21 protein-coding genes are annotated in these 25,624 nt (G+C 73.1%); 8 read left to right on the top strand and 13 right to left on the bottom strand.

The window, feature by feature from the left end:
• Positions 1–63: 63 nt before the first annotated feature.
• The 10 genes from OG767_RS00600 to OG767_RS00555 all read right to left on the bottom strand — a co-directional run bounded on the left by OG767_RS00600 (position 64) and on the right by OG767_RS00555 (position 14,108).
• The gene (locus tag OG767_RS00600; protein WP_199199666.1) at positions 64–513 is read right to left on the bottom strand and encodes an NUDIX domain-containing protein; all 450 of its coding nucleotides are present in this window, start codon (positions 511–513) and stop codon (positions 64–66) included.
• Positions 514–662: 149 nt separating this feature from the next.
• Entirely contained in the window at positions 663–3,719 is a 3,057-nt protein-coding gene (locus tag OG767_RS00595; protein WP_405091704.1) for a malectin domain-containing carbohydrate-binding protein, read from the bottom strand.
• Positions 3,720–3,935: 216 nt separating this feature from the next.
• On the bottom strand, positions 3,936–4,982 hold the full coding sequence (locus OG767_RS00590) for a glycoside hydrolase family 26 protein (protein WP_405091703.1): 1,047 nt from the start codon (positions 4,980–4,982) through the stop codon (positions 3,936–3,938).
• Between the two features lie 145 nt (positions 4,983–5,127).
• Positions 5,128–6,060, bottom strand: a complete 933-nt coding sequence (locus tag OG767_RS00585; protein ID WP_405091702.1) for a sulfotransferase family protein — start codon at positions 6,058–6,060, stop codon at positions 5,128–5,130.
• Positions 6,061–6,088: 28 nt separating this feature from the next.
• The gene (locus OG767_RS00580) at positions 6,089–7,708 is read right to left on the bottom strand and encodes a polysaccharide biosynthesis C-terminal domain-containing protein (protein ID WP_405091701.1); all 1,620 of its coding nucleotides are present in this window, start codon (positions 7,706–7,708) and stop codon (positions 6,089–6,091) included.
• Positions 7,675–8,538: a sulfotransferase domain-containing protein gene (locus OG767_RS00575; protein WP_405091700.1), complete on the bottom strand. Its 864-nt coding sequence runs from the start codon at positions 8,536–8,538 to the stop codon at positions 7,675–7,677. Before OG767_RS00575 ends, OG767_RS00580 begins: the two co-directional genes overlap by 34 nt.
• Positions 8,539–8,555: 17 nt before the next feature.
• Complete coding sequence (locus tag OG767_RS00570; protein ID WP_405091699.1) at positions 8,556–9,761, bottom strand: hypothetical protein; 1,206 nt, start codon at positions 9,759–9,761, stop codon at positions 8,556–8,558.
• The gene (locus tag OG767_RS00565) at positions 9,761–11,251 is read right to left on the bottom strand and encodes an O-antigen ligase family protein (protein WP_405091698.1); all 1,491 of its coding nucleotides are present in this window, start codon (positions 11,249–11,251) and stop codon (positions 9,761–9,763) included. The genes OG767_RS00570 and OG767_RS00565 overlap by 1 nt, the downstream gene beginning before the upstream one ends.
• Entirely contained in the window at positions 11,248–12,255 is a 1,008-nt protein-coding gene (locus OG767_RS00560; RefSeq protein ID WP_405091697.1) for a DUF3048 domain-containing protein, read from the bottom strand. The genes OG767_RS00565 and OG767_RS00560 overlap by 4 nt, the downstream gene beginning before the upstream one ends.
• Positions 12,252–14,108: a Wzz/FepE/Etk N-terminal domain-containing protein gene (locus tag OG767_RS00555; RefSeq protein WP_405091696.1), complete on the bottom strand. Its 1,857-nt coding sequence runs from the start codon at positions 14,106–14,108 to the stop codon at positions 12,252–12,254. Before OG767_RS00555 ends, OG767_RS00560 begins: the two co-directional genes overlap by 4 nt.
• A gap of 500 nt (positions 14,109–14,608) precedes the next feature.
• On the opposite strand from OG767_RS00555, the gene OG767_RS00550 reads away from it, so the two are divergent.
• The 4 genes from OG767_RS00550 to OG767_RS00535 are packed head-to-tail and all read left to right on the top strand — an operon-like array spanning position 14,609 to position 17,569.
• Positions 14,609–15,085: a UDP-N-acetylglucosamine--LPS N-acetylglucosamine transferase gene (locus OG767_RS00550; protein WP_107156493.1), complete on the top strand. Its 477-nt coding sequence runs from the start codon at positions 14,609–14,611 to the stop codon at positions 15,083–15,085.
• Positions 15,085–15,663 carry a glycosyltransferase gene (locus tag OG767_RS00545; RefSeq protein WP_405091695.1) on the top strand — a complete coding sequence of 193 codons (579 nt, stop codon included), beginning with the start codon at positions 15,085–15,087 and terminating at the stop codon, positions 15,661–15,663. The genes OG767_RS00550 and OG767_RS00545 overlap by 1 nt, the downstream gene beginning before the upstream one ends.
• Entirely contained in the window at positions 15,660–16,658 is a 999-nt protein-coding gene (locus OG767_RS00540) for a sulfotransferase (RefSeq protein ID WP_107156495.1), read from the top strand. The genes OG767_RS00545 and OG767_RS00540 overlap by 4 nt, the downstream gene beginning before the upstream one ends.
• On the top strand, positions 16,655–17,569 hold the full coding sequence (locus OG767_RS00535; RefSeq protein ID WP_107156496.1) for a glycosyltransferase family 2 protein: 915 nt from the start codon (positions 16,655–16,657) through the stop codon (positions 17,567–17,569). The genes OG767_RS00540 and OG767_RS00535 overlap by 4 nt, the downstream gene beginning before the upstream one ends.
• 63 nt (positions 17,570–17,632) lie before the next feature.
• Here OG767_RS00535 and OG767_RS00530 read toward each other — a convergent pair whose 3' ends face one another.
• Positions 17,633–19,300, bottom strand: coding sequence for a hypothetical protein (locus OG767_RS00530; RefSeq protein ID WP_405091694.1), 1,668 nt, complete (start codon positions 19,298–19,300; stop codon positions 17,633–17,635).
• Positions 19,301–19,404: 104 nt separating this feature from the next.
• The gene (locus OG767_RS00525; RefSeq protein WP_405091693.1) at positions 19,405–20,274 is read right to left on the bottom strand and encodes a 3'(2'),5'-bisphosphate nucleotidase CysQ; all 870 of its coding nucleotides are present in this window, start codon (positions 20,272–20,274) and stop codon (positions 19,405–19,407) included.
• 206 nt (positions 20,275–20,480) lie between these two features.
• Here OG767_RS00525 and OG767_RS00520 point away from each other — a divergent pair, with 206 nt between their 5' ends.
• Both OG767_RS00520 and corA read left to right on the top strand, forming a co-directional pair.
• Positions 20,481–21,575 (top strand): PLP-dependent aminotransferase family protein, encoded by a 1,095-nt coding sequence (locus OG767_RS00520; protein WP_107156499.1) that lies wholly within the window; start codon positions 20,481–20,483, stop codon positions 21,573–21,575.
• A gap of 285 nt (positions 21,576–21,860) precedes the next feature.
• The gene (gene corA / locus OG767_RS00515; RefSeq protein ID WP_405091692.1) at positions 21,861–23,009 is read left to right on the top strand and encodes a magnesium/cobalt transporter CorA; all 1,149 of its coding nucleotides are present in this window, start codon (positions 21,861–21,863) and stop codon (positions 23,007–23,009) included.
• A gap of 99 nt (positions 23,010–23,108) precedes the next feature.
• Here corA and OG767_RS00510 read toward each other — a convergent pair whose 3' ends face one another.
• Positions 23,109–23,930 carry a hypothetical protein gene (locus OG767_RS00510; RefSeq protein ID WP_405091691.1) on the bottom strand — a complete coding sequence of 274 codons (822 nt, stop codon included), beginning with the start codon at positions 23,928–23,930 and terminating at the stop codon, positions 23,109–23,111.
• A gap of 84 nt (positions 23,931–24,014) precedes the next feature.
• On the opposite strand from OG767_RS00510, the gene OG767_RS00505 reads away from it, so the two are divergent.
• Entirely contained in the window at positions 24,015–24,545 is a 531-nt protein-coding gene (locus OG767_RS00505; protein WP_107156502.1) for a peptidylprolyl isomerase, read from the top strand.
• A gap of 25 nt (positions 24,546–24,570) precedes the next feature.
• The gene (locus OG767_RS00500) at positions 24,571–25,512 is read left to right on the top strand and encodes a rhomboid family intramembrane serine protease (protein ID WP_405091690.1); all 942 of its coding nucleotides are present in this window, start codon (positions 24,571–24,573) and stop codon (positions 25,510–25,512) included.
• The last annotated feature ends 112 nt before the right edge of the window (positions 25,513–25,624 follow it).

Genomic DNA, 25,624 nt, shown 5'->3' with positions numbered 1-25,624 from the left:
CGGATTCCACGAGGTGAGGATATCGTCGGCGGCCCGGCGGCCGTGGTTCAGGCCATGATCGCCTTACAGCCCGATCGACCGCAGCGCCGCGAAGCCGTCCGCCACGATCCGCCGGAGCAGCCCGTCGTTGACGTCCCGGTGTTCGTCCAGCAGGGCGATGTCCCGCTCCGCCAGCCAGCGGAACTCGGTGTGCTCGGTCGGCTCCAGGCGCGGCCGGCTCAGGTCGCCGTCCACCCGGACCAGGAAGTCGGTCTCCACCCGGTCCAGCCCGTCGTCGCCGGTGTAGCGGTACTCGCCGACCAGGCCGAGCACGTGCGACACCGCCCAGCCGGTCTCCTCGGCGACCTCCCGGCGCAGCGCGTCGTCGATCTCCTCGCCCGGCTCCAGGTGGCCGCCGGCGATGTCCCAGCAGTTGGGGAAGAGACGCCGCTCGGGCGAGCGACGCTGGACGAAGATGCGGCCGTCGTCGTCGACGATCAGCGCGCCGGCACAGCGGAGGGGGTCGGTGGGCACGCTCCGACAGTAGCCATCCGCGCCGCTCCCGGCGACGTGGTGTCAAGCGGGGCGCCTTCCTCTACCGCAGGCGTTAAGAGGGGGCCCCGCCTTACAAAGCACGATGGCCCGGCCGTTACCGGCCGGGCCATCGTCGTGCGAGGTGAACGTCAGGGACCGACGAAGACCGTCGTGCCGCGCCAGTCCACGTCGTCGACGGCAGGACCGCTGCGGGTGGTGGCGGTGCCGGTCGGCACGCCGTCCGCCCAGTCCATCGAGGACAGGGTGCCGGTGCTCCGGGAGACGACGTAGAGCTTGTCGCCGTCCAGGAACAGGCCGCCCGCGTCCGCGAACGCGGTGGTCCCGGTGATCGTGGTCCGCTCCGCGCCGACCGTGCCGGTGTCCGGCGTGAACTGCCGCGAGAACAGCGTGCCCTGGCCGGCCAGCGCGTAGTAGACCCGGCCGCTCTTGTAGAACATCGCGGTCACGTTGGGCAGTTCGGCGGCGAAGTTGGTGGTCATGCCCGCGTACGTCTGGCCCTCCGGCGCGGAGCCGGTGACGACCGTGTCCCACTTCTCGTCGTGGTACGGGTCGAGCTTCTTCGGGGTGCCGAACTCGGTGCCGTCGAACGAGCGCTTGTAGAGGTCGCCGCCGACGCCGTAGAACAGGTCACCGCCGACCCAGAACGCGCCCTTGACGGTCGACCAGCGGGTGTTGTCCGGGTTCGGCACCGACATCGCGTTGCCGACGCCGGTCGCGCCGTCGTACGACCGCTTGGTGATGCTGTCGACGGTGGTGGCCGGCGGCACCGGCGGCAGCTTGACGACCTCGATGCCCTGCACCAGCGGGTTCTCCAGGACCCGACCGAAGTCGACGTCGATGTTGCCGTCGCTGGTGACCGCGAACGCCCGCATGGTGCCCTTGTTGGTGGCGCCGATCGCGGCGATCGGGTCGAAGCTGCTCAGCTTCTGCACGCCGTCGATGCTGACGTTGAACTTGCGCTTGCCGGCGGTGGCGGTGCCGGCCCAGCGGTTGGCCAGGTAGAGCCGCACCTGCACCGGCGTGCCGGCCGGGACCGGGAAGTCCCACTGCATGTCCGGCGCGGGCGACTCGTCCCACCGCTCGCTGCTGAAGAGCTGGACCGGCGTGCCGGCCGGCACGGTGCCGTCGACCGTCGCGTCGGTGGTGTACGTCGTCACCGTGTTGCCGGCGTTGTGCAGGGCGCTCGGCGCGGCCAGCGTGTCGGCGGCCCAGGCCGGGCCGCTCGGCGCGGCGAGCTGGTCGCCACCGGCGTTGACCCGGTAGAGCACGTCCGACGCGTCGGGCGTCGGCGCGGTCTTGACGATCTCGATGCCCTGGATCAGCGGGTTCTCCAGGACCCGGCCGAAGTCGATGTCGACCACGCCGTCGCTGACCACCGAGACGGACTGCATGGTGCCGCGGTCCGTGCCGCCGGCGGCCGCCACCGGGTCGAAGTCGTTCAGCTTGAGTACGCCGTCGATGCTGACGTCGAGCTTGCGCTTGCCCACGGTTGCGGTGCCGGCGTAACGGTTGGCCAGGTAGAGCCGGACGTCCACCCGGGTGCCGGCCGCGACCGGGATGTCCCACTGCATGTCCGGCGCGGTCGCCTGGTCCCACCGCTCGGTGTTGAACAGCGTCGCCGGGGTGCTGGCCGGCACCGTGGCGTCGAACGTCGCGTTGGTCGGGTACGCCTTCGCGCTGTTGCCGCTGTTGTGGTACGGGCTGGGCGCGGTGTCGGTGTCGGCGGCCCAGTCCGGCCCGCCGTCGGTCGCCGGGATGGCCGGGCCACCCGCGTTGACCCGGTAGAGGACCTCGGTCTGTGCCGCGCGGCCGGCCTGGTAGACGTCGCCCGGCAGGCCCTTCGTGCTGGTCGAGTGCGGCGTGCTGCCGCCGTCCAGCGGGAAGAAGGCGATCTTCTTCCGCTGGTACTCGAAGTTGCCGATGTAGTCCTGGTCGCTGCCGAGCCAGAGGCCCTGCGGGGTGACCAGCATCTCGGTGACGCCGTAGCCGCGCGGGTTGCGGCCCGGGTTCCAGGCGAGCGGCAGCCCGCTGGCCGGGTCGAGGGCCGCGATGCTGGCCCGCGGCACCGCGCCCGGGCCGGCCTTGTCGCGGGCGAGCGGGTTGTTCGCCCAGCGGAAGTGGCCGCCGACGTAGACGGCCTTCTCGCTGATGCCGACGGAGAGGAACGTGTCGCCGCCGCTGAAGTTCGTCCAGGTCGGCTTCTGGCCGGCGCCGGTGGCGTCGGTCTCCCAGCGGGCCGCCGAGTCGCAGAGCGTGCCCGGGTACGACGCGCCGGTGGTGACCACCACGAAGTACTTGCCGTCCGGGGAGAACTGCGCGTCCCGGACCCACGAGTCGAACGCGCTGTACTTGCAGGCGCCGGAGTAGTCGTCGGTGTTCCAGTCGGCGACGGTGGCCGAGCCGGTGCCCAGGTTGATCCGCACGATCTGGTCGTGCACCGCGCCGTCGGCCTTCTTGAAGTTGCCGATCACCACGAGGTGCTTGCCGTCCGGCGAGACGGTCAGCTTCTCGACGCCGACGCCGGCCGAGGCGCCGCCGTTCGTCGGCGTCCAGTTGTGGTGCTCGGTCAGCGACACGGTCAGGTAGTCGTCCACCGCCCCGGTGGTCGGGTTCAGCGAGGCGAGCCCGGCGCGGTTGGTGGTCGCGGTGACCGTGCTGAAGATGCCGCCGACCAGCAGGTGGCCGTCGATCAGCGCGATGTCGTTGACCGTGCCGTTGAACGCCGGGCCCTTGAAGCCGTCGACCGGGGTGCCGTCCGCGACGTTCAGCAGCGCGAGCTTGCGGAAGTTCTTGTCGCCGACCTTGTTGAACGTGCCGGCGACGTAGACCGTGCCCGCGGTCGGGCCGGCGATGATCGCGGTGACGTCACCGTCGAGCACCGGCGCGAACGCGTTGTCGATCTTGCCGGTCGCCTTGTCGAAGGCGAGCAGGCCCCGGCGAGCGACCGGGGTGGGCGAGGAGCCGCGGTTCTGCGCCTCGGTGAACGAGCCGCCCACGATCACCTTCGTGCCGGCGTCGTGGATGGCCACGACGTTGCCGTCGTTGATGTTCGGCGTCTTGTCCGAGGGCACCTCGCCGACCAGCGTGCTGTGGTCGGGCGCGACCGTGGACGCCGGTGCGGCGAGTGCCGGCACCGGTGTGAACAGGGTGGCGATGCCGAGCACGGCAGCACCGAAGGCGGACACCGATCGGTGTCTCAGGATCGAGGAAGGCACAGGCTGCTCCGGGGGAACGTCGGAGGCGCTGCGATCGTGGCCGGTGCCGACGCGAGGTGTGGCGTCGCACGGCCGACCGCAGACGTGAGAGCAATACCTTCTCGCATTCGCCTGCCGCCCGTCCACCCGGGACCGGCCTTTTTGACACAACAATCGACCCGAGCCGAACGAAAAGACGAGTGAAGATCACTCTGTGCGTGCGGGAGATGGCACACCGGAGGCGCTGAGATCCGGCATCGGTGGATTGAAGTACGGATCGGTGGCCAGCTCGCGGAACACTGCCGCGCTCTCCGGGTCGTTGCCGAACGTGCTGTCGTACAGCGGCTTCTCGGTCTGCTTGGCCGCGAAATAGATCACGGCCTTGATCTGCGGGTGCTTCTTCAGGTACGGACCGACCTCGCGCATCCACTCGGCCCGCTGGCCCGGCCGGCCGTCCTGGGTCAGCCCGAACTCGCCGATCACCACCGGCCGCGGATGCTTCTTGGCGAACGCCATGAAGTGGTCCATCCGGTTGCTGAAGCTGTTCCACTCCGGGCTCGGGTAGACGTCGGTGCAGAGCCAGTCGACCTGGTCGTCACCGGGGTAGTAGTCGGCGGCCCGGCGTTCCGGCTCGGCGAACCCGTCCGCGTGCGGGCACCACGTCCAGGCCGCGTTCGTGGCGCCGACCTCGGTGAAGATGGCGCGCACGTGCTTCCAGGCGGCGACGTAGTCCTCCGGGGAGTGCATGCTGGCGGCCAGGTTCGGCCGGTCCATCTCCCACCGGTAGCGCAGCAGCACCGGCACGCCGAACGCCTTGACGTCCTGCGCCCGCTGCCGGATCAGGTTGTCGTAGACGCCGCTGACCGTCGACCGGGTGTCGGTGCCCTGCCAGGAGATCATCTGGAGCTTGCCCTGCGCCTGGAACGCCCGCTCGGTGCCAGCCGGGAACGGCTCGTTCCACTCGTGGAACATGTGCGCGATGGCGAGCTGGCCGCCCGCCGCCCGGTTGAAGTCGTCCCACGCCGCCGCCCGGCCGGTGGCGTTGTGGAACTGCGGCTTCACCCAGGCGCCCACCCAGGCGCCCTTCTCCGGCAGCTCCGGCCCGCGCCCGGTGGTCTGGACCGCGCCCTTGCGGGGCGTCACCGTGGGCGGCGGCGGCACCGCCGACGCGGTCTCCCCGGCCCGGTCGCCCGACCCCGAGTCACACGCCGCGACCGCCGGTGCCAGGAGGGCCAACGCGAACACGGCTGCCATCGTCCGTCGTAACCGTCGTACCACCGCAACCTCTCCCCAGGATGGTCGCCGGTCCACTGTCATGTCTGCCGGGCGGGCCCGCGTCAGCGGGACGGCACGCCGGGCCGGGCGGGCGACCCCTGGCACTCTACCCGTGCCAGCGCCCTCACGGGTGGTAGCCGAGCTCCGTCAACAACGGTCCGGCCTGGGCCAGCACGTCGGTCAGATCCTCTTCGGTCAGTCGCTTCCGCCAGCGCCCCACCGAGCCGGGCCGGGCCTGCCCGAACCGGGCGTGCAGCGCCTGCCGGCCGGCCGGGTCGCCGACCTCCAGGAAATCGGCCACCACCTCGGCCGCCTCGGCCGGCCGGGTGACCACGTCCTCGTAGCGCAGGTGCCGGACCCGGTCCGCCGGCAGCGCCGCGAGCTGGGCCAACGCGCTGCTGGTGAAGCGCCGCCACATCCAGGCGGACCGCCCCAGGTCGGAGACGCGGGTGAACTCCTCGCGCCGCTCCGGCTCCACCCAGAACCGCGGCGCGGCGCCCCACGGCGTACCGCCGCGACCACTGCGCCCGCTGCCCGTCGAGGCGGCGTTCAACCAGGGCTGCTCCGCGTGCGACACGGCCACGTCCCGGCCGTCCCGGTAGACGTGCAGGAAGACCGCGTCCGGGAAGACCTCGGCCAGGAACGGCACGATGAAGCAGTTCTCCGGGTCCTTCTCGGCGAACCGCAGCCCACCGTGGCCGGCGGCGGCGAGCAGCGCGCCGTAGTAGCCACGGAAGTAGCGCGCGGCGCGCTGCCGGGTCCAGCTTCCCTCGTAGACGCAGCGGGCGACCGCCTTGGTCAGCCGCGGTTCGTAGTGGTAGGACACGTCCGGCAACGCCCCCACGCAGCTACCCAGGAACGTGGTGCCGGAGCGCGGGGCGCCGAGGATGAAGATCGGCCGCTCCACCTTCAGGGTGAGCTTCCGCTTGCCGGCCTCCACCGGCCGCTCCAGGTCCCGGCGTTCCTTGCGGTCCGCCAGCAGGCCGACCGCGGCGAGCTTCGCGGCCTTCACCGTGGACAGCCCGGCGTGCGGGGCGGGGGAGGAGTCGCTGGTCATCGAAGATCCCATCGGTGAGCAGGAACGGTCAGGACCGGGTCGCCGGGTCCGCCCCGGCGCGGTTGCGGCCCCGGCGCAGCGACCGGAGCGCGTCGAGATGCAGCGTGCGCCGCCAGCGCCACGCCCCCGCCAGGTACGCCGCCACCCCGGCGACCGCCACCAGCGCGAGCACCGGCGGCGTCGCGCCGAGCAGGGTGGCCACGCCGAGCGGCAGGCCCAGCGCGGCGACGGCCAACGCCATCGCGGCCCGGGTGCCGGCGCCGAACGGGTGCAGCCGCATCGACCACCAGAGCTGGGTCAACGGCACCAGGTTGGTGACCAGGATGGAGAGGGTCCAGGCCAGGGCCGCGCCGAGGATGCCGTGGCGCGGGATGAGCAGCAGGTTGGCGACCACGTTGAGGACGGTGCCGCCCATCGCGTTGTAGAACGTCCACGCGGTACGGCCGGCCATGTTGAGCACCATGTCGACCATGCCGCACCCGGTCGCCACCAGCATGGTCAGCGCGAGCAGCACGACCACCCGGCGGCCGTCGTCGTAGCCGGCGCCGAACAGCGACAGCATGGGCGCGGCGAACGCCGCGAAGATGAGGTACGCCGGCCAGGAGAGCAGCACCAGCCAGCCGGTGGCGGCCTGGTAGAGCTGCCGGGCGTCGGCCCGGTCGTTCCGGGCGAACGCGGCGGCCAGCCGGTGCTGCACCGAGCTGGAGAGCGCGACGCTGGAGAGCTGACCCAACGCCAGGAACCGGGTCGCCGCCGTGTAGATCGCCGCGTCCGCCGGCCCGCGCAGCGCGCTGAGCAGCACGATGTCCAACCGCTGCACCACGATCGCGGCCACGCTGCTGATCGCGCGGGGGCCGGTGAACCGCCAGAACGGCCCGGCCATCTCCCCGACCGGGACCGGCCGGGTCACCTGCCGGCCGGCCCGGCCGACCAGCCGGCCCAGCCAGACCAGCGCGACCACGGCGGCGAGCAGATAGGGCACCACCCAGGCCAGCGGCAACGCGACGGTGGCGGAGAGCCCGAGCCAGGCGGCCACCGCCACGGCCAGGAACTGCACAAGCGTGCGGCCGAGCCGCTCCACGGTCAGCAGCGGGCGCATCTGACCGAAGCCACGGCAGGCGGCCAGCGCGTAGTCGTTGAGCGCGGCCAGCGGCACGAACGCCAGCAGGATGCGCAGCGCGGTCACCGCGCCCGGACCGGCCTCCGGCATGGTCGCCCGGGCCAGCGCCGGGGCGGCCAGCCAGCCGGCCACGCCCAGCAGCGCGCCGACCACCAGCACCGGCAGCAGACCGGCCAGGATCGTGCCGCGGATCTGGTCGCGCCGGTCCAGCGTGCGCTGCCGGCTGACGAAGTAGACGGTGCCCACGTCGGTGCCGAGCCGGGCCGTCGACGCGGCGATCATGAAGGCGCTGGTGGCGGCGAAGAACATGCCGGCCTCGCGGACCGACCAGCCCCGGGCGATGACGATGTTGAGACCGAAGCCGGCCACCGCGGCCAGCCCCACCCCGAGCAGGTTGGCGAAGCCCTGCCGGGCCGCGCCGCCCAGGCCCGCGCCCGCGCCCGGACCCGGACCGACCGCCGGCAGGACGACCGTGGCGTCGGCGTCCTGCCGGGTCACCGCCGCCACGACGGCACGCGTCCCCACCACGTGGCCAGCCGCTCGTCGTACGGGGCGAAGTGGTCCTCCAGCCGGGCCCGCAGCTCGGCCGACATCGGCGCACGGGACCGCGAGTTGTGCTTGCCGAACGAGATGTCCGCCCAGCGGGGCAGCTCCAGGAAGTCGCAGACCGCGTCGAAGGACGGCCGCGGGTCGGCGAAGAAGTCGTCACTGTCGATCACGTGCAGCCGGTCCCGGCCGACCAGCGCCTCCAGCCGCTCCACCTGCTCGATGTAGCGGCCCCGGGCCAGGTAGGAGTTGTGCTGGAAGTGCTCGCTGGCGTACGTCGGGTCGGCGGTCATCCGCTCCCGCTCGCCCGCGGTCCGCTGCTCCTCCAGCGCCAGCGCGCGTTCGAAGTCCGCCTCGGTCTCGTAGCCGCGGGCCAGCTCGTGGGAGTGCGCCGAGTAGGCCCGCTCCACCGGGTCACGCAGCAGCACCAGCAGCTTGACCGACGGCAGGTCCTTGGCGATCCGCTGACCGGCCAGCGGGTGGAACATGTAGTACGGGCTCGACTCGCCGGTGATCCCGCGCACGCCGAGCTGCGCCTTCACCGCGTCCGCCTTGCCGTTGGTGGGGAAGTGGCCGAGATACCAGCTCATCCCCCGGTGGTAGTCGACGTCGAAGTAGTGCACGCCCTTGTGGTACGCGGGCGGCAGCACGCCGGGATGCTGCGAGAGCGTCTTGAACAGCGAGGTGGTGCCGCAACGCTGCGCCCCCACGATCAGGAATCCCGGCACCATCCGGGAGCCCGCGGTCAACCGACCGACCGTCCGACTCACCGACTTCACCGCGCGAAGCGCCTGCTCCCTGGCCACCGTCACGTCCCCACTCCTCACTCTCACCGGGCCCGGCGGGCCAGGTGCTCCTCGACGGCGGGCAGCAGCCAGGTGTCGACGTGCCCCAGCCGCGCACCCGCCTCGGCCTGCCGGTCCCGCAGATAACGTGCCGCCAGCTCCACCAGGTAGAGCACGGCGACGAGGTCGGCGCCCCCACCGACCTGCTCGAACGGCGCGAGCGTCCGGTCGGCGCCGGCGATCAACGCGCGGGCGGCCTCGATCGGCTCCACCCCGGCGTGGCTCATCGCACCCTGCACCGCCAGGTGCAGCGCGTCGTAGCCGGCCGGCACGTCCGCCTCGAACCGCTCCCAGTCCCAGACCAGCACCCGACCGTCGGCCAGCACCGCGCTGTTGCCGCCGTTCCAGTCCCCGTGCCAGGCGCCGAACGCCACCACCGGGTCGGCGTCCGCGACCGACCTCAGCGCCGCGCGCAGCCGCCCGGCCTCCGGCCGGTCGCCGAGCGCGTCCACCGCCGCACCGAGCCGCGCCGCGTGCCCGCTGCCCGCCCACGACTCCCGGCGTACGCCGAGACAAGCGGCCACCGCCACCATGGCGGCCCGCTCGGCCGCCGCCGCGTCGGCCGGGGCGGCCCGGGGCAGCCGTACCGGCAGCGCCTCCTGGACCAGCAGCGCGTGCCCGTGCCAGTCGCCGTGGTGGCGGACCCCGGCCAGGACCACCGGGCCGAGCGGCAGGCCGGCGAGGCGGCGCAGCGCGGCGGCCTCCGCGTCGACCAGGGCCCGGGTCAGCGGGTCGACGCCGAGTTTGGCGTAGCCGAGGGCCCGGCCGTCCGGGGCGAGCAGTTGCAGCACCGGTTTGCGGTTGGCCCGCGCCGGACCGATGTGCAGGCTGACCAGCGCCGGCTCGCCCAGCACCTCGGTCAGGTGGGCGTCCAGCCCGCCACCGGCGACCACCAGCCGGTCGCGGAAAACCACGGGCCCCAGCCCGAGCCGGAACGCGGTGGCCAACCCCTGCCGGACCAGCTTGGCCTTGCGGCCGACCGCCTCGGTGGAGTGCCGGACGGCGCCGGCGGCGGCCCGGCCCGAGCCGGTGGGCACCAGCAGCCGGGGGCGGGCGGCCGAGGGCACCACCACCCAGCCGGCGCCGCCCCGGCGCAGCGCGGGTTCGGCAGGTGCGGGCCAGATCAGGTCGGCCAGCTCACCGAGGTAGGCGGAACGGCCGTCGCCGTCCGGGGGTACGCGGAGCACCATCAACGTTCACCGGCTGCTTCCAGTCGGGCCCGTAGCCCGGCGATCGTGCCCTTGGGTGGCGCCGGCGCGAGCGCGCGGCGGAGCTGGTCGTTGCGGGCCAGCAGGGCGACCGAGATCAGGGCGTAGGCGAGGGTGGCTTCCAGTGCGCCGTAGGTGAACTGGAAGAAGAGCATCAGGATGATCACGAGCGTGCCGGCGATCCCGATCGGGCTGTGGTCGCGCCGGTACCGCCAGAGGCAGTAGAGGAAGAAGCCGTTGTAGGCCAGCGCGCCGACCCAGCCCTGGCCGACCAGCAGCGCCCAGAGCTGGCCGTTGCTGCCCAGCTCCCGGTTGCCGCACTGCTTGCAGTCGTCGGACTTGCCGATCGCGATGGACCGGTTGCTGCCGACCAGCGCGCGGTTGCCGCCGTAGCCGAGGATCGGCGAGTGGTTGGCGGCGGCGACCGCGCCCTCGGACAGCGTGGTGCGGATGTCGTCGCTGTGCCCGTTCTGCAACCGTTCGTCGAACGTCCGGCCGAGCGGGGTGGCGACGATCAGCACGCCGATCAGCCCGACCGCCAGCGCGAGCCCGCCGAGCACCACCATCCGGCCGCGCAGCGCGAGCCGGAGCGCCACGTAGACCGCGGCGATGCCGAGACCGATCCAGAGCCCGCGGTTGAGCGAGTAGATGATCGGGAAGATCGCGGCGAGCGCGATCGCCACGCCGGCGGTACGGCGCAGCGGCCTGCCCAGCACCACCCAGCCGACGATCAGCCAGACCAGCAGGATCGCGGTGTTCTCACCCCACGAGTTCGTGTACGTGAACGGCGCGGACGGTCGCGGTGAGCTGGCTTCCCCCTCGATCACCTGCTGCACCTGGGCGAACTTCACGTCCATCAGCGAGGCGACGAAGGGGTGGGTGGCGATCGAGTGCGGCAGGACGAAGCGCAGCGGCGCGACGAATCCCGTGGTGGGGAAGAGCGAGCCGAGCCAGCCGCCGACGACCACCACCACGCCCATGAACCCGAAGAGCCGGATCATCCGGCGGCGGGACAGCTCCTTCTCGCTGAGGTTGTAGACGTAGAGCATGGCCACGGTCATCGCGACGAAGTTGGCCAGCCGGATGCCCCAGCCGAGGTAGCGGCCACCGCCACCGCCGGGCGGCAACGTGTCCGGGGCGGTCAGCCCGAGCGTCGACACGGACAGGAACAGCCAGAGCAGCAGCAGCAGCCAGATGCCGAAGCCGGGCGGCACCCGGACCGGACCGCGCCGGGCCATCTGCACCACCATCGGCACCGCGAAGATGATGAAGACGAAGCTGGACACCCCGAGCGCCCACCACACCGGCCAGAGCAGGAAGAGCGAGATCAGCGGCCACGCGGTCGGCAGCCGCCAGGACCAGCCCTTCGGCCGGGCCCGCACCGGTGCGAGGCGGTTGCCGCCGGGCGGCGGCACCACCGCGCCCACCGGGACCGACCCGCGCGCCGGGCGGGGTGGGGTGACGGTACTCATTTCACGGTGACCTTGGCGGTGGTCGGCGCGTAGATCACCCAGGCGTTGCCGGGTTGCGGGTGCAGCAGGTCACCCCCGGCGTCGGCGAGCGTGCAGACCATCCCCAGGCCGGGCTTGCGCCAGCGACCCTTCGCGCTGGTCGGGCCGGACACCGCGACCACCGCGCCCTCGCCGAAGACGTTCGCCGACGGCAGCGCGCGGAACGACGGCTTACGGACCTCGAGCGTGCGGTATTCCATGGTCAGCACGATCACCGAGGCGGCGGTCACCGTCGCGGTGCCGACCTTGCCGACCCAGCGGGCCTTCGGCTGGTCGTACCGCCAGACCATCGGCGGGCCGCCGGAGACGGTGATCGACAGCTCGGTGGCGGGCACGAGGTCCCGGGCGGCCAGCGCGTCGCCGTCGGTGGCGTGGTCCAGCGCCGGCGTGGGCGGCTGACCCCCCTTCGGGGCGGCCTTGAGCAGCGCGGCCGTCGAGGTGTAGTCGCCGCTGAAGACCTTGCCGTCGTCGTCCGGGGTGACGCCGTCGAGGTCGGAGCTCTCGAACTGGCTGAGGAAACCGGTCGGACCGCCGTCATACCCCACGAACGGGCGCAGCACCGAGACCGAGCGGATGTCGACCGGCCGGATCTCGGTCACCGGCCCGATCTTGCTGGCGTCCCGGGAGTGGAACACGGCGGTCAGGTGCAGCGTGTCCGACTCGGCGAACTCGGCGTAGACCAGATCGGCGGCGTCCAGCCCGGCCGGGGTGGTGGCGGGGCTCACCCGCATCGGCACCGCGACCGCCTGGCGGGTGGCCGCCGCCGGGGTGCCGACCGGCGCCCCGGTCAGCGGGCCGGTGGGCAGGCTCGACGTCGGACTGGCCGACGGTGGCGTCGCGGCGACGCTGCCCGGGTCGGCCACGTCGACGCTGCCCGGCTTGGGCTGGGGCTCACTGCACCCCGTGCCGACGCCGAGAACGACGGCCGGAGCGAGGGCGGCGCGGAGCATCTGCCGGCGGTTCACCCCAGGTCCTCGCCGGAGTCGATGGCGTAGCTGCGGCCGTCACCGCCGTCGCCCCGGGAACGGTAGGTGCCACCGGTGCCGTTGACCGGCATCGGCTTGCCGGGGCCGGCCTGCGGCTTGCCCGGACCGACCGGCGGCTTCACCGGCGCGGCGCCCTTGCCCGGAGCGGCCGGCTTCGCCGGCCCGGCGGTCGGGCCGGAACGGGACGACTGCATGCGCGGCAGCACCATCGTCGACTCGGCGGACGGGCCGGGACTGGGTCGCGGCTTGGGCCGGTTGGCAGGCGTCGCCGAGGTGGTCGGGGTGGTCGAGCCGGCCGCCGCGACGGGGCGGGTCGCGCCGCCGGTCGGCGCGGGCAGGCGCGGTGCCAGCACCGCACCGATGACCGGCGCGTTGACCTGCTCGAACTGCTGGAGGGCGGCGGTGATCTCACCGCTGCGGGTCTTGCCGGACTCGGCCACCACGATCACCGCGTCGACGTAGCGGCCCAGCGCCTGGGCCTCCACGGCCTGGGTCGGCTGCCCGGTCTCGATCAGCACGTGGTCGAAGCGTGCGGTCAGCTCGTGCAGGATCTCCAGCAGACCGGCGACCGGCAGCTCCACCTCCGCGTCCAGCTCGCCGGGGACGAGCACCCGGAGCTGGCCGAGGCCCGGCACCGGCGCGAGCGCCTTGAGCACCGGCACGTCGCGGCGGAGCACCGAGGCGAGGCTGTGCCGCCCCTCGGCGACGCCGGTGATGCCGCTCAGCGCCGAGTCCGGCTTGGTGGTGACCAGCGCGACCTGCGCGCCGGTGCGGGCGTACGCGGCGGCCAGGTTGGCGGCGACGAACCCGGCGGCGGTGCCGGCCGAGCCGTCGCAGAGCAGGAGCTGACGACCGCGGCCGGCCTGGGCCGACTCGGGGACGGCGGAGAGCAGCACGTTGCGCAGCCGGCCCAGCTCGCGGGAGATCCGGTGGGTGGCGGGCAGGACGGAGAGCGACGGCGGGCGGGTGTTCAGCTCCAGCAGCAGCGGCAGGCCTACCCGGTCGGAGATGTCGCGTCCGCGCCGGATCCGGGTGTCGAGCCGGTCCAGCACCAGCGCCAGCACGATGCCGAGCAGCAGGCCCGCGCCCATGCCGCTGGCCAGGTTCAGCGTGCGGTTCGGCGAGCTGGGCCGCTCGGGCAGCCGGGCGTCGGAGATGATCTCACCGGGGTCGGAGTCGGCCGAGACCAGCGGGCTGAGCCGGTTGTTCAGGCCGCTGAGCTGGTTGGTGAGCACGCCGCGGTCCGCCTCGGCGCGCTCCCGCTCGGGGGAGTTGGCCGGGGCCGCCGCGATCCGCCCGGCAACGGCGCTGAGCTGCTTGTTCACCTCGGCGATCTGCTGCTTGAGCGCGTTGGTCTCGTTCTCCAGCGCCTTCTGCGCGGTGGCCTTGCGCAGGTCGAGGTAGGCCTGGGCGAACGCGTGCGAGCCCGCCTGCGCCTCGGCCGGGGTGCCCGCCTCGTAGGCCACCTGGAGGATCTGGCTGTTCGGCGGGACGCTGACGGTCACGGACTTGACCAGCTCGTCACCGCCGGTGGTGACCTTCATCAGGCCCTTGGCCCGCTCCGCCACCACGAGCGACCGGACCACCTGTGCCTCGGTGTCGAGGTTGACCTTGGCGTTCGGGTTGCTCTCCGCGCCGGAGCCGAGCGGGCGTACCAGCAGCGAGGTGGTCGAGGTGTAGCGCGCGTCCTGGAGTTGGTTGATCGCCAGGCCGCCGGCCAGGCCGAGGACCGCGGCGAGCAGCAGGATCCACCAGCGGCGGCGCAACCAGCCCAGGTACGCCATCAGGGCAAGACCGTCGGAGTCGTTCTCGGCCAAATGGGGTGAGGGCATCAGAGTCTGTCGCTCCCTTTCGACCGAGCCGGGCAGTCCACGGCACAGCTGGAACTGACCGTGACTTCGAGTGTCCCCGATCCGAACGTTGAGGGAAAGTCTGCTCACGTTCCGGTAAGCCTGCCCAGGTGTGGGCAGCCCGCGGAGAGATGGCCGATCCGTGCTGGCCATTCAGCGGGTTTCCCGGCATCGGGCCCGACCTGCCCCCGGGAGTCGGCGTCGCCGCCGGCTCGCGTACGGAGCGGTGACGGAATCCTGACACATCCCCCCGGGTGCCCGTGGTCCCGGCCCACCGACCCGGGGTCAACGCGGCTGACCTGGCGGGTCGCACCGCCGGCCGGATACCGGCGACGGGAATCCCGAGGTGACCCGACCGGCCGGCCGGGATCCGTCCAACGGCCCCTTCAGTTGCCCAGGCCGCGCCAGTAGGTTGTCAGGGCGCGTCCGAGGGTCATTCACGTAAATCCGGGCGCGGTCGCACGGTTACGGGAGGAAACGTTGTGGTGAGCGGGTCAACCGAGGGCTCGGGGCAGGTCCTGCTGGTCGGCTCCAGTGGCGGGCATCTGGCCCAGCTCCTGGCTCTCGAACCGTGGTACCGGGAACGCGGCCGGGCATGGGTCACCTTCGACACACCGGACGCCCGCTCGCTGCTCGACGGCGAGGACGTGGTCTGGGCGCACCACCCCACCACCCGTAACGTCAAGAACCTGGTCCGCAACGCGTTCCTCGCGCTGAAGGTGATCCGCCGACGCCGGGTGGACGCGGTGGTCACCACCGGCGCCGGTGTCGCCCTGCCGTTCGTGGTGGCGGCCCGGCTGCGCCGGATCCCCACGGTCTACATCGAGGTCTACGACCGCATCGACAGCGCGACGCTGACCGCCCGGCTCTGCCGGCCGTTCCTCTCCGCGATGCTCGTGCAGTGGGAGGAGCAGCGCCGGATGTATCCGGAGGCGACCGTCGTGGGGAACCTCCTCTGATGGGGCTCATTCCGCAGCAGCGGGACCGACGGTCCGGGCCCTACGTGCTGGTCGTGGTCGGCACCGACGTGCACCGCTTCGACCGCCTCGTCGGCTGGCTGGAGCGCTGGCACGCCGCCCGCCCCGGCGTCCGGCTGGTCCTCCAGTACGGCCACAGCCGCCCGCCGGCGCTGCCCGAGGCCACCCCGTTCCTCGGCCACGAGGAGCTGCAACGCGCGATGGCCGAGGCCACGCTCGTGGTGAGCCACGGCGGGCCGGCCACCATCACCGAGGCCCGCCGCACCGGCCACCTGCCGATCGTGGTGCCCCGCGACCCGGCCCACGACGAGCACGTCGACAACCACCAGCAGCTGTTCTCCCGGCGGCTGGGCGCGGCCGGCATGGTCCGGCTCTGCGAGACCGAGGCCGAGCTGCTCGCCGCGCTGGACGAAGGGCTGGCCGACCCGGGCCGGTTCGTGCTGGCCGCCGACCCCGGTCGGCCGGACCCGCGCGCCGAGGCGGTCGCCCGGGTCGGCGCCGTGATCGACGACCTGGTGGCCCGGCGGGTCCGCCAGCGGGCCGGCGGGCGGCGCGGATGAGCGCCCCGGAGCCGGCGCAGCCGCGGGTGCTCTTCGTCGGCGGTCTCGGCCGCAGCGGCTCCACGCTGCTGGAGCTGCTGCTGGCGCAGAGTCCCGACGTGTGCGCGGTCGGTGAGGTGGTGCATCTCTGGGAGCGGGCGCTCGGCGCGGACGAGCGGTGCGGCTGCGGGGAGCGGTTCACCGCCTGCCCGTTCTGGCAGCAGGTCGGCGAGCAGGCGTTCGGCGGCTGGTCCGCGATCGACCGGGACGACGTGCTGGCGCTCAAGGACCGGGTCGACCGGACCCGGCACATTCCCCGGTTGGCGAAGACCTCGCTCCCGCCGGAGCAGCTCGCCGACGTCCGCCGCTACGCCGACCTCTACACCCGGATCTACCGCGCCGCGCTCGCGGTGACCGGGGCGCGGGTGGTGGTCGACTCCAGCAAGCACGCCTCGCTCGCCTTCGCGCTGAGCTGGGCCGACGGGCTCGACCTGCGGGTGCTGCACCTGGTCCGGGACAGCCGGGCGGTCGCGTACTCCTGGGGCAAGCAGGTGCGCCGGCCCGAGGTGGTGGACGGCGAGGACTTCATGCCGACCTTCTCGCCGTTCGAGGTGAGCAAGCTGTGGACCGCGCAGAACGCCGCGTTCCACCTGCTCGCCCAGCGGGCGAAGGTGCTCCGGCTGCGCTACGAGGACTTCACCGCCGACCCGGCCGGCACCGTCCGCCGGGTACGCGACTTCAGCGGCCTGCCGGACGACCCGGCGGCGCTGCGCATCCTGGCCGGCGACGCGCCGGACCCGGCGGCCGAGCCGGCCGCGCCGTTCCGCGCGCACAGCGTCGCGGGCAACCCGCTGCGGTTCAGCGGCGGCCCGCTGACGGTACGCCGGGACGAGGCGTGGCGGGACCGCCTGCCGCGCCGCAGCCGGGCCGTGGTCAGCCTGGCCACGCTGCCGCTCCGAGTCCGCTACGGCTACCTGGGCCAGCGGGGATCCGACGAATCCGTGGAGAGAACATGAGTGGGCCGAGCATCTCGGTCGTCGTACCGACGCGGGACCGTCCGGAGCTGCTGCGCGCGGCGCTCGACGCCATCCTCAGCCAGGCGCACCCCGGCCTGATCGAGGCGATCGTGGTCTACGACCAGTCCGAGCCGGACCGGTCGCTGGAGTCCGACCGCGGTGACCGGCGGGTCCGGGTCATCACGAACACCCGCACCGCGGGGCTGGCCGGGGCGCGCAACACCGGCATCGAGGCAGCCACCGGCGACTGGGTGGCGTTCTGCGACGACGACGACGAGTGGCTGCCCGGCAAGCTGGCCGCCCAGTTCGGGGCGCTCGACGCGCACCCGGACGGCGCGCTGGTGAGCTGCGGCATCCGGGTCAGCTACGACGACCGGACGGTGGACCGCTCGCTGGACCGGGCGCGGATCTCGCTGGAGGCGTTGCTCCGGGACCGGCTCACCGAGCTGCACCCGTCCACGTTCCTGATCCGCCGGGCCGCGCTGCTCGACGCGATCGGGCTGGTCGACGAGCAGATCCCGGGCAGCTACGCGGAGGACTACGAGTTCCTGCTCCGGGCCGCCCGCTACGCGCCGCTGGTAAACGTGGAGAGCCCGTACGTGCTGGTGCGCTGGCACAAGCGGTCCTACTTCGCGCAGCGGTGGGAGACCATCTCGACCGCGTTGCAGTGGCTGCTGCGCCGCTATCCCGAGTTCGCCACCGTGCCGCACGGCGAGGCCCGGGTGGCCGGGCAGATCGCGTTCGCGCAGGCGGCGATGGGCAATCGGCGGGACGCGGTCCGGTGGGCCCGGCGCACGCTGGCCCGTAACCCGAAGGAGCCGCGCGCCTACCTGGCGCTGGCGGTGGCGAGCCGGGCGGTGCAGGCCGACCGGGTGCTGCGCACGCTGCACAAGCGCGGCCGGGGCATCTGAGCCGTACGCGAGGAAACGGGCGGGCGACCGAGGTCGCCCGCCCGTCGCGGTCCGCCGGCCGGCTCAGGCCACGCAGAACGACTTCCACGCCTGGATGCTCGGCTGGTCGAGCAGCCGGAAGTCGCCCTGGCTGACGGTCTGGTTGTAGTAGGCCACGAACTCCGGCCGCTGGCCGTTGAGGAAGCCGGACATCGACCGGATCCACTCGGCGCGGCCGGTGCCGGAGTCACCGGGCACCAGGTCGCTGCCGGTCTCCGCGACGCCCCACGGCTTGCCCAGCGCCTTCGACTTGTTGATCATCGGGCCGTAGATCTCCTGCGGCGAGGCGTACCGCTTCCACTTCTTGCCCCAGTTGTAACAGTCCCAGCCGAGCGCCTCGATCACGTTGCCGCCGGGGTAGAACGCGTCGAAGCTGCGCCCGGACTTCGGGTCGAGCGTCCAGCACATCAGGATCAGCGTGTTGATCAGCCTGGGGTTGCCCGCCTGCTCGGCCAGGCCGGCGACCCGCTTCCACGCCGTCCGGTACGCGTCGGTGCTGAACGCACCGCGCTCGACGTCGTCCTCCGGCTCGTGGAAGTAGGACCAGTACACGTTGTGGTCGCGCGGGATCGAGGCGAACCAGGAGCGCAGGCGGGAGTCGTGCCTGCCGGAGTTGATCTCCTGGGGTGACGCCTTGAAGGACACCACCACGGTGCGGTCGACCACGTCGGCGCGACTGCCCGACCAGGCCGGCGGCAGGCCGGGGAAGAAGATCCGGGCCATCTGGAGCTTGCCGAACGTCCGGTCGGAGCGGCTCAGCGCCTGGCCGAAGGTCTCCCCGTTCTGCACGCCGATCGACGCGCCGGGCAGCGTCTCCCGCGTACCGGCGAAGCCCTTGGCGCCCGGGGCGGCGGAGGCCGACGGTTTCGCACCGGGCTTGCCGCCGAGGCCCTGGTCCGCGCTCGGGGCGGCGCCGGGCGTGACCGGCGCACCCAGGCCGGCCGACGGGGCCGGGCCGGCGCTCTTCGGCACCTCGCTGGCCTGCGGGTTGGTCGCGTCCGGTCGCAGCGCGGCCACCGCGACGCCACCGCCGGTCAGGGCCAGCGCCACGGCCGTCGCCAGCACCGCGCGCCAGCGCCGCCGGGGCCCGCCGGGCGGCGGGTCCGACGTGACCGGGGGAAGCGGCGGCTGGCCGGGACCGCCCGCGTCCGGCCCGGTGGGTACGCCTCCGGGCGGCGGCCCGGTCAGCGTGGCGGTCGCGGTCGTCGCCGCGCCCCACCCGGCGGATGCCTCCCCGCCCCAGCCGACGGGCGGGGTCCCGCCCCAGCTCGCGGACGCGGTCGTTTCCTCGGCCCAGTCCGCCGGCGCGGTGGGCGCGTCGCCCCAGCGGGCGGTGGCCGTCGTTCCGTCGCCCCAGTGGGCGGACGCGGTGGTCGTGCCGTCGGCCCAGGCGGCGGGCGTCCGGTCGGGGCCGGGCACGGCGTGCTCGACGCCGACCCGGCCGGGCGGCTCGTGCCCCGACCAGGCCGGCGCGGCGTCCACCCAGGACTGGTCCGCGTGACCGGGGCCGGGCAGCTCCCGCTCCGGCCAGGGCAGATCACCGTGGGCATGTGCGTGGACCGGCGCCGGTGGCGAGGTCGGGGTCTCCGGCCAGGGCAGCGCGGGGCTGCCCGATTGGCGAGAAACGTCCTGCCCCGGCCACAGGCCGGTCGGCTCCTCGAAAGCATCGTGCGGGTCTCGGTCGGCCGGCATGGCCCTCCCTGGCTGTCGGCGGCCCGAGGTCTCGGGCTCCGGTCGGACGCGCATTCGCACCCGACGATAACCCCGATTCACCCTGGCCGTACGTACCGTCACTCTCAGCCGAACGCCTCACCCCGGTCACCGGTGACGGCCGAAGCGGGCATCTCGACCCCGGTGCGGGCGATCGCGGCGAGCAGCCGGTCGGCCAACTCGGGGCGGCAGACCAGCAGATCGGGCAGGCGCGGGTCGGCCCGGTTGTAGCGCAGCGGCGAGCCGTCGATCCGGGACGCGTGCATGCCCGCGCCCAGTGCCACCGCCACCGGCGCGGCGCTGTCCCACTCGTACTGGCCACCCGCGTGGACGTACGCGTCGACCTCGCCGGTCACCACCGCGCACACCTTGACCCCGGCCGAGCCCATCGGGACGGCCCGGGCGTCCAGCAGCTCCACCAGCTCGCCCACGAACGCCGGCGGGCGGCTGCGGCTCACCGCGATCCGGATCGGCCCGTCGGTCGCCTTCGGCGTCGGGCAGGTGGTGCCGAGCACGACCGGCGCACCGTCCACAGTGGTCCGCGCCGGCATGCCGACCGCACCGGCGATCAGCGCGCCGTCCGGCGCGGCCGAGCGCTGCCAGAGCGCCACGTGCACCGCCCAGTCGTCCCGGCCGGCCTCGGAGAACTCGCGGGTCCCGTCCAGCGGGTCGATGATCCAGACCCGGTCCGCCTCGTGCCGGGGCGCCCGCTCCCCGTCCGCCCAGGCGCGGCGCGCGTCGGCCTCCTCCTCGGAGAGCACCGCGTCCGCCGGACGCCACCGCGCCAGCGCCGCGGTCATCAGCTCGTGCGACGCCCGGTCGCCGGCGTCCTTGAGCGCCTTCGGGTCGGCGAAGCCCTGCCGGTCCCGCAGCGCGGTGAGCGCCGCCCCCGCCTCGGTGGCCAGCCACTGCGCGAACTGCTGGTCGTCGAGTCGTCCCGTCTCGTCCTCGGTCACGAGTCCATCCCCTGTCTCGCGGGTCTGCCGCGACCCGTCATCCTTCGGCGACCGGTGTCACCGGCGCCAGCGTCCGGTCGGATCGTAGACAGTCCCGAGCCGGCCTCGTCTCCCTGTCGGTGCTGGTCGCCGCCGGTCACCGCCCGCATGTTGAACTTCGCGTGTATGCCGTTCGGACCCAGCCGGGCAGGCCCTAGGCTCTGCGCATGACCGCCGAGCAGCTGATCTCCTTCGCCCGTGGGGCTCCCTCGTTGGACATCGTCGATGTCGAGGGGCTCAAGGCCGCCGCCGTCCGCGCCTTCGACGCCGACCCTGCCGGGGTCACCGCGTACGGGACCTCTGTCGGCTACCCGCCCCTGCGGAAGTGGATCGCCGAGAAGCACGGCGTCGAGGCCGACCAGGTGCTGGTCACGAACGGCTCGTTGCAGGCCGACGCGTTCCTCTTCGACCACCTGGTACGCCGGGGCGACGCGGTGGTCGTCGAGCGCCCGACGTACGACCGCACGCTGCTCAACCTCCAGCAGATGGGCGGCGAGGTGCACGGCGTGACCATCCAGCCGGACGGCCTGGACACCGCCGAGCTGCGCAAGCTGCTGGAGTCCGGGGTCCGGCCGCGACTGGCCCACGTGATCCCGAACTACCAGAACCCGGCCGGCGTCACGCTTTCCCTGGACAAGCGACGTGAACTGCTCGACCTGGCCGCCGAGTACGAGTTCACGATCTTCGAGGACGACCCGTACGCGGACATCCGGTTCCGGGGCGAGCCGCTGCCCTCGATGCTGTCGATGGACACCCGGGGCGTGGTGGTGCACGCCTCCAGCTTCACCAAGACGGTCTGCCCCGGTGTGCGGGTCGGTTACCTGGTCGGCCCCGCGGAGCTGATCGCGGCGATCGCCAAGCGGGCCACGAACCTCTACATCTCGCCGGGCATGGTGGCCCAGGCGATCGTGCACCAGTTCTGCGTCTCCGGCTCGATCGAGCGGTCGATCCACACGGTCCGGACGGCGCTGGGCGAGCGGGCCGGGGCGCTGGCCGAGTCGCTGCGCCGGCACATCCCGGAGGCCCGGTTCGTCGAGCCCGACGGCGGCTACTTCCTCTGGATCGAGTTGCCGGAGGACGTCGAGGTCGACCGGCTGGCGCCGGCCGCCGCCGAGCGCGGCGTCGCGGTGGTCAAGGGCAGCGACTTCATGGTCGACGGCGGTCGGCACGCGCTGCGGTTGGCGTACTCGGCGGTGACGGCGGACCGGATCGACGAGGGCGTGCGGCGGCTCGCCGAGGCGATGGCCGCCGTTCGCGCCTGATTTTCTGTCGGGTTTCCGACAGAGTGGCCCCACTGGCCGGCTCGGCTCTCCCGCCGGGCCGGCCTTCGGCTCACAATGCTGCGAGCGTCGCTCACCTTTCGGCGGTCGGCCCCGGATCGGCGACGCCCCCAGCATCACTCCCGCCCCCACGGGTGCCGGGTGGGCCGTGTCGCCCCTCACCCCCCTGACGCGGCCGGCCCGCCCGGCACCGCACCGCGGGCCGCCCACCCCCGCCTCCGAGCGGCGTAACCTGCAAGCCGCAGCTTCGTGGAGAGGGGGCGAGAGATGACGGACCGGGTGGCACGCGACCGCACCGACGGCCAGTACGGCGACCGGCCGCCCCGGCCACGTGCCTGGGCGGCGCCGGTACGCGCCATGTCCCGCATCCTCAACGCCGACGGCTCCCCGCGAGCGCCCCAGCCGACCCGTCCCGGGCGCAGCGGCATCGTCGACTGCGGGCTCTACGTCGACGGCGAGCGTCGACCCGGCCGCCCGCAGTACGCGGAGGCCCTGGCCGCCGCCCGCCGCGAGCGGGACGGCTTCGTCTGGCTCGGCCTGCACGAGCCCGACCTGGCCGAGATGACCGAGATCGCCGCCACGTTCGGCCTGCACGAGCTGGCCGTGGAGGACGCGGTCAAGGCGGAACAGCGCCCGAAGCTGGAGCACTTCGGCGAGATCGTCTTCCTGGTGCTGCGTACCGCCCGCTACTGCGAGCACGCCGAGCTGACCGAGAACTCCGAGGTGGTGGAGACCGGCCAGGTGATGCTCTTCATCGGGCCGAACTTCGTGATCAGCGTGCGGCACGGGGACGCCTGCCGGCTGTCGCCGGTCCGCGCCGACCTGGAGGCGAAGCGCGACCTGCTGCGGCAGGGGCCGTGGGCGGTCGCGTACGCGATCACCGACCGGGTGGTCGACCTCTACCTGGAGGTCGCCGACCGGCTGGAGGACGACCTCGACGTGCTGGAGGCGGACGTCTTCGACCGGCAGAGCAGCGGCCGGATCCAGCGGATCTACCAGATGAAGCGGGAACTGGTCGAGTTCAAGCGGGCGGTGGTGCCGTTGCAGCGCCCGCTGATGACGCTCACCGCCCAGGTCAACCGCGCGGTGCCGCAGGAGGTGCGGCGCTACTTCCGCGACGTGCAGGACCACCTCAGCCGCACCGTCGAGCAGGTGAACTCGTACGACGACCTGCTCAACTCGATCCTCCAGGCCCGGCTGGCCCAGGTCACCGTCGACCAGAACAACGACATGCGCAAGATCGCCGCCTGGGCCGCCATCGGTGCGGTGTGGACCGCGATCGCCGGCATCTACGGCATGAACTTCCAGAACATGCCCGAGCTGACCTGGACGTACGGCTATCCGGGCGTGTGGGCGGTCAACCTGACGCTGTCGTTCGTGCTCTACCGCTGGTTCCGCCGCAACGGCTGGTTGTGACCGGCGACACCCTCCCGGCACGGTAGGCCGGCATGCGGAAGCGCCGGCCACGCGGGACGTGCCCGCGCGCCGGCGCTGTTCCGACGGCTCGAACCGCGCTCAGTGGCGACCGCTGGCCTTGGCCGCGCTCCGGCCGTTCTGGGTGGCCTTGGTGATGTCGTCGGCCGGCCGGCCGGAGACGTCCCGGGCGCCCTCGGCGACGGAGGGAACCTGGCTGTTCGGGTGGATCACCGGGTCGGGGCCGGGCGTGGTGGTCGAGGCGCTGCTGCCGTCGGCCACCGTCGAGCTGCCGGCGCCGGCCGGGCCGGCCTGGGTCACCTTCGCGCTGGCGTCCGGGGTCTCCACCACGATCGTGTCCACGTCCTCCCGCATCGGCTCCAACGTGTCCTGACCGGTCGGGCCGAGCGTGCCGGTCGGGTCGTACTCGGCCCACTCCTGCTGCTCGCGGCGGCGGCGCATGGCCATCGCCCCGGCCAGGCCGGCGACGGTGCCGGCCACCAGCAGACCGGCGGTCATGCCCCGCGACCTGCGCTGCTTCTTCTTTCCGGGCTTCATGTTCTTCGCCTTCTTCGTCATCGCGGACTGCTTCGCCGCCACCACCTTGCGACCGGTGCGCGCCTTGCCGGCCGCCTCGGTCCGGGCGCTGCGCACGGCCAGGAGCACCGGGGCGAGCGCGGCGGCGCTCGACGCGACGCCGCTGGACGCCCGGTCCCGGACCATGACCGCGGTCGGCGCGACGGCGACCCGGGCTGCCTGGACCCGCGGGCCGACAGTGGCCCCGGCACCCTTCGCCGCGTGCGAGGCGGCCTGCCTCAGGTGACCGATGCCCTGGTTCAACTCGGCCTTGGCGAGCTGGCCCTGGGTCTTTCGCCGCCCGATTCCAAACACGGTCCCACCTCCTGGGAGTTGTTCCTTCGTCATCCTCCACCTTCGGATGCCTCCGCATGGCCAGATCGGGCACATGGGAGGATCCGCAAGGAACTGACCAACGAGTGAGGAGTACCCGTGGCCGAGGCTGTCTACGCCACCTTGCACACCAACGCCGGCCCGATCCGGCTGGAGCTCTTCCCGAACCACGCGCCGAAGACCGTCCGCAACTTCGTGGAGCTGGCCGAGGGCAACCGGGAGTACATCGACCCGCGTACCGGTCAGCCGGGCAGCGGGCCGTACTACGACGGCACCATCTCGCACCGGGTGATCAGCGGTTTCATGATCCAGATGGGCGACCCGACCGGCACCGGGCGCGGTGGCCCGGGTTACAAGTTCGACGACGAGTTCCACCCGGAGCTGCGCTTCGACCGGCCGTACCTGCTGGCGATGGCGAACGCCGGGCCGGGCACGAACGGCTCGCAGTTCTTCATCACGGTGGGGCCGACGCCGCACCTGAACAACCGGCACACCATCTTCGGCCAGGTCGCCGACGAGCAGTCGGTGAAGGTCGTCGACTCGATCGCGAACACCCCGACCGGGCCGAGCGACCGGCCGATCCAGGACGTGGTGATCGAGCGGGTCGAGATCGAGCGGCAGCAGTCCTGACCGTCGCGCGGGTACCTTTGCTCGCATGACTGAGCGCTCCGGGCAGGCAGGCGACGCCACCGAGGGGCCGGTGCCGACCACTCCGGTCTGCTACCGGCATCCCGATCGGGAGACGTACCTCCGGTGCACCCGCTGCGACCGGCCGATCTGCCCCGAGTGCATGCGCGACGCCTCCGTCGGCCACCAGTGCCCGGAGTGCGTCGCCGAGGGACGCCGCAGCGTGCGGCCGGCGCGTACCGCCTTCGGAGGCGGTGCCGCCGGCCGCCAGGGCTACGTGACGAAGGCCCTCATCGCGCTGAACGTGCTGATGATGCTGCTCTCCATCGCGTCGGCCCGCAGCGGGAACGCGATCGCCGGCGGCGGTCTCGGCGGCCTGATGGGCGGCGGGACGCCGCTGACCGAGTGGGGCGCGGTGCTGGGGCTGGCCGCCTTCCCGGACGGCACCGTCGGCGGGGTGGTCGACGGCGAGTGGTACCGGCTGGTCACCGCCATGTTCCTGCACTACGGCGTGCTGCACCTGTTGCTCAACATGTGGGCGCTCTGGGTGCTCGGCCGGACGCTGGAGGCGGTGCTCGGACCGCTGCGCTTCCTGGCGCTCTATCTGCTCGCCGGGCTCGGCGGCAACGTGGCAGCCTACGTCTTCACCGAGCCGAACCGGTTCACGGCCGGCGCGTCGACCGCCATCTTCGGTCTGTTCGCCGCGATCTTCGTGATCATGCGCCGGCTGGGTCGGGACACCTCGGCGATCGTCCCGATCCTGGTGATCAACCTGATCTTCACGTTCACCGTGCCGAGCATCTCGGTGGCCGGGCACCTCGGCGGCCTGGTGGTCGGTGCCGTGACGGCGCTGGTCCTGGCGTACGCCCCGCGGATGCGCCGGACCGTGTTCCAGACGGCGGGTTGCGCGATCGTGCTGGTGGCCCTGATCGGCCTGGCCCTCGTCCGCACCGCCGCGCTGACCGGCTGATCCGGCCCGCTCCCGCGCGCCCCACGACGACCGTCGCGGCCCCCTTTCCGGTGGTGCGGCCCGCCGTCGGCGGGTTGGTGCGGATGGCCGTCACTGTGCGTGCCTTCCGGGG

It is taken from the genome of Micromonospora sp. NBC_01392 (assembly GCF_045040125.1).
Classification (GTDB): domain Bacteria; phylum Actinomycetota; class Actinomycetes; order Mycobacteriales; family Micromonosporaceae; genus Micromonospora.
The sequence above is the reverse complement of the archived record's forward strand: the minus strand, read 5'-3'. Positions and strand labels throughout refer to the sequence as shown.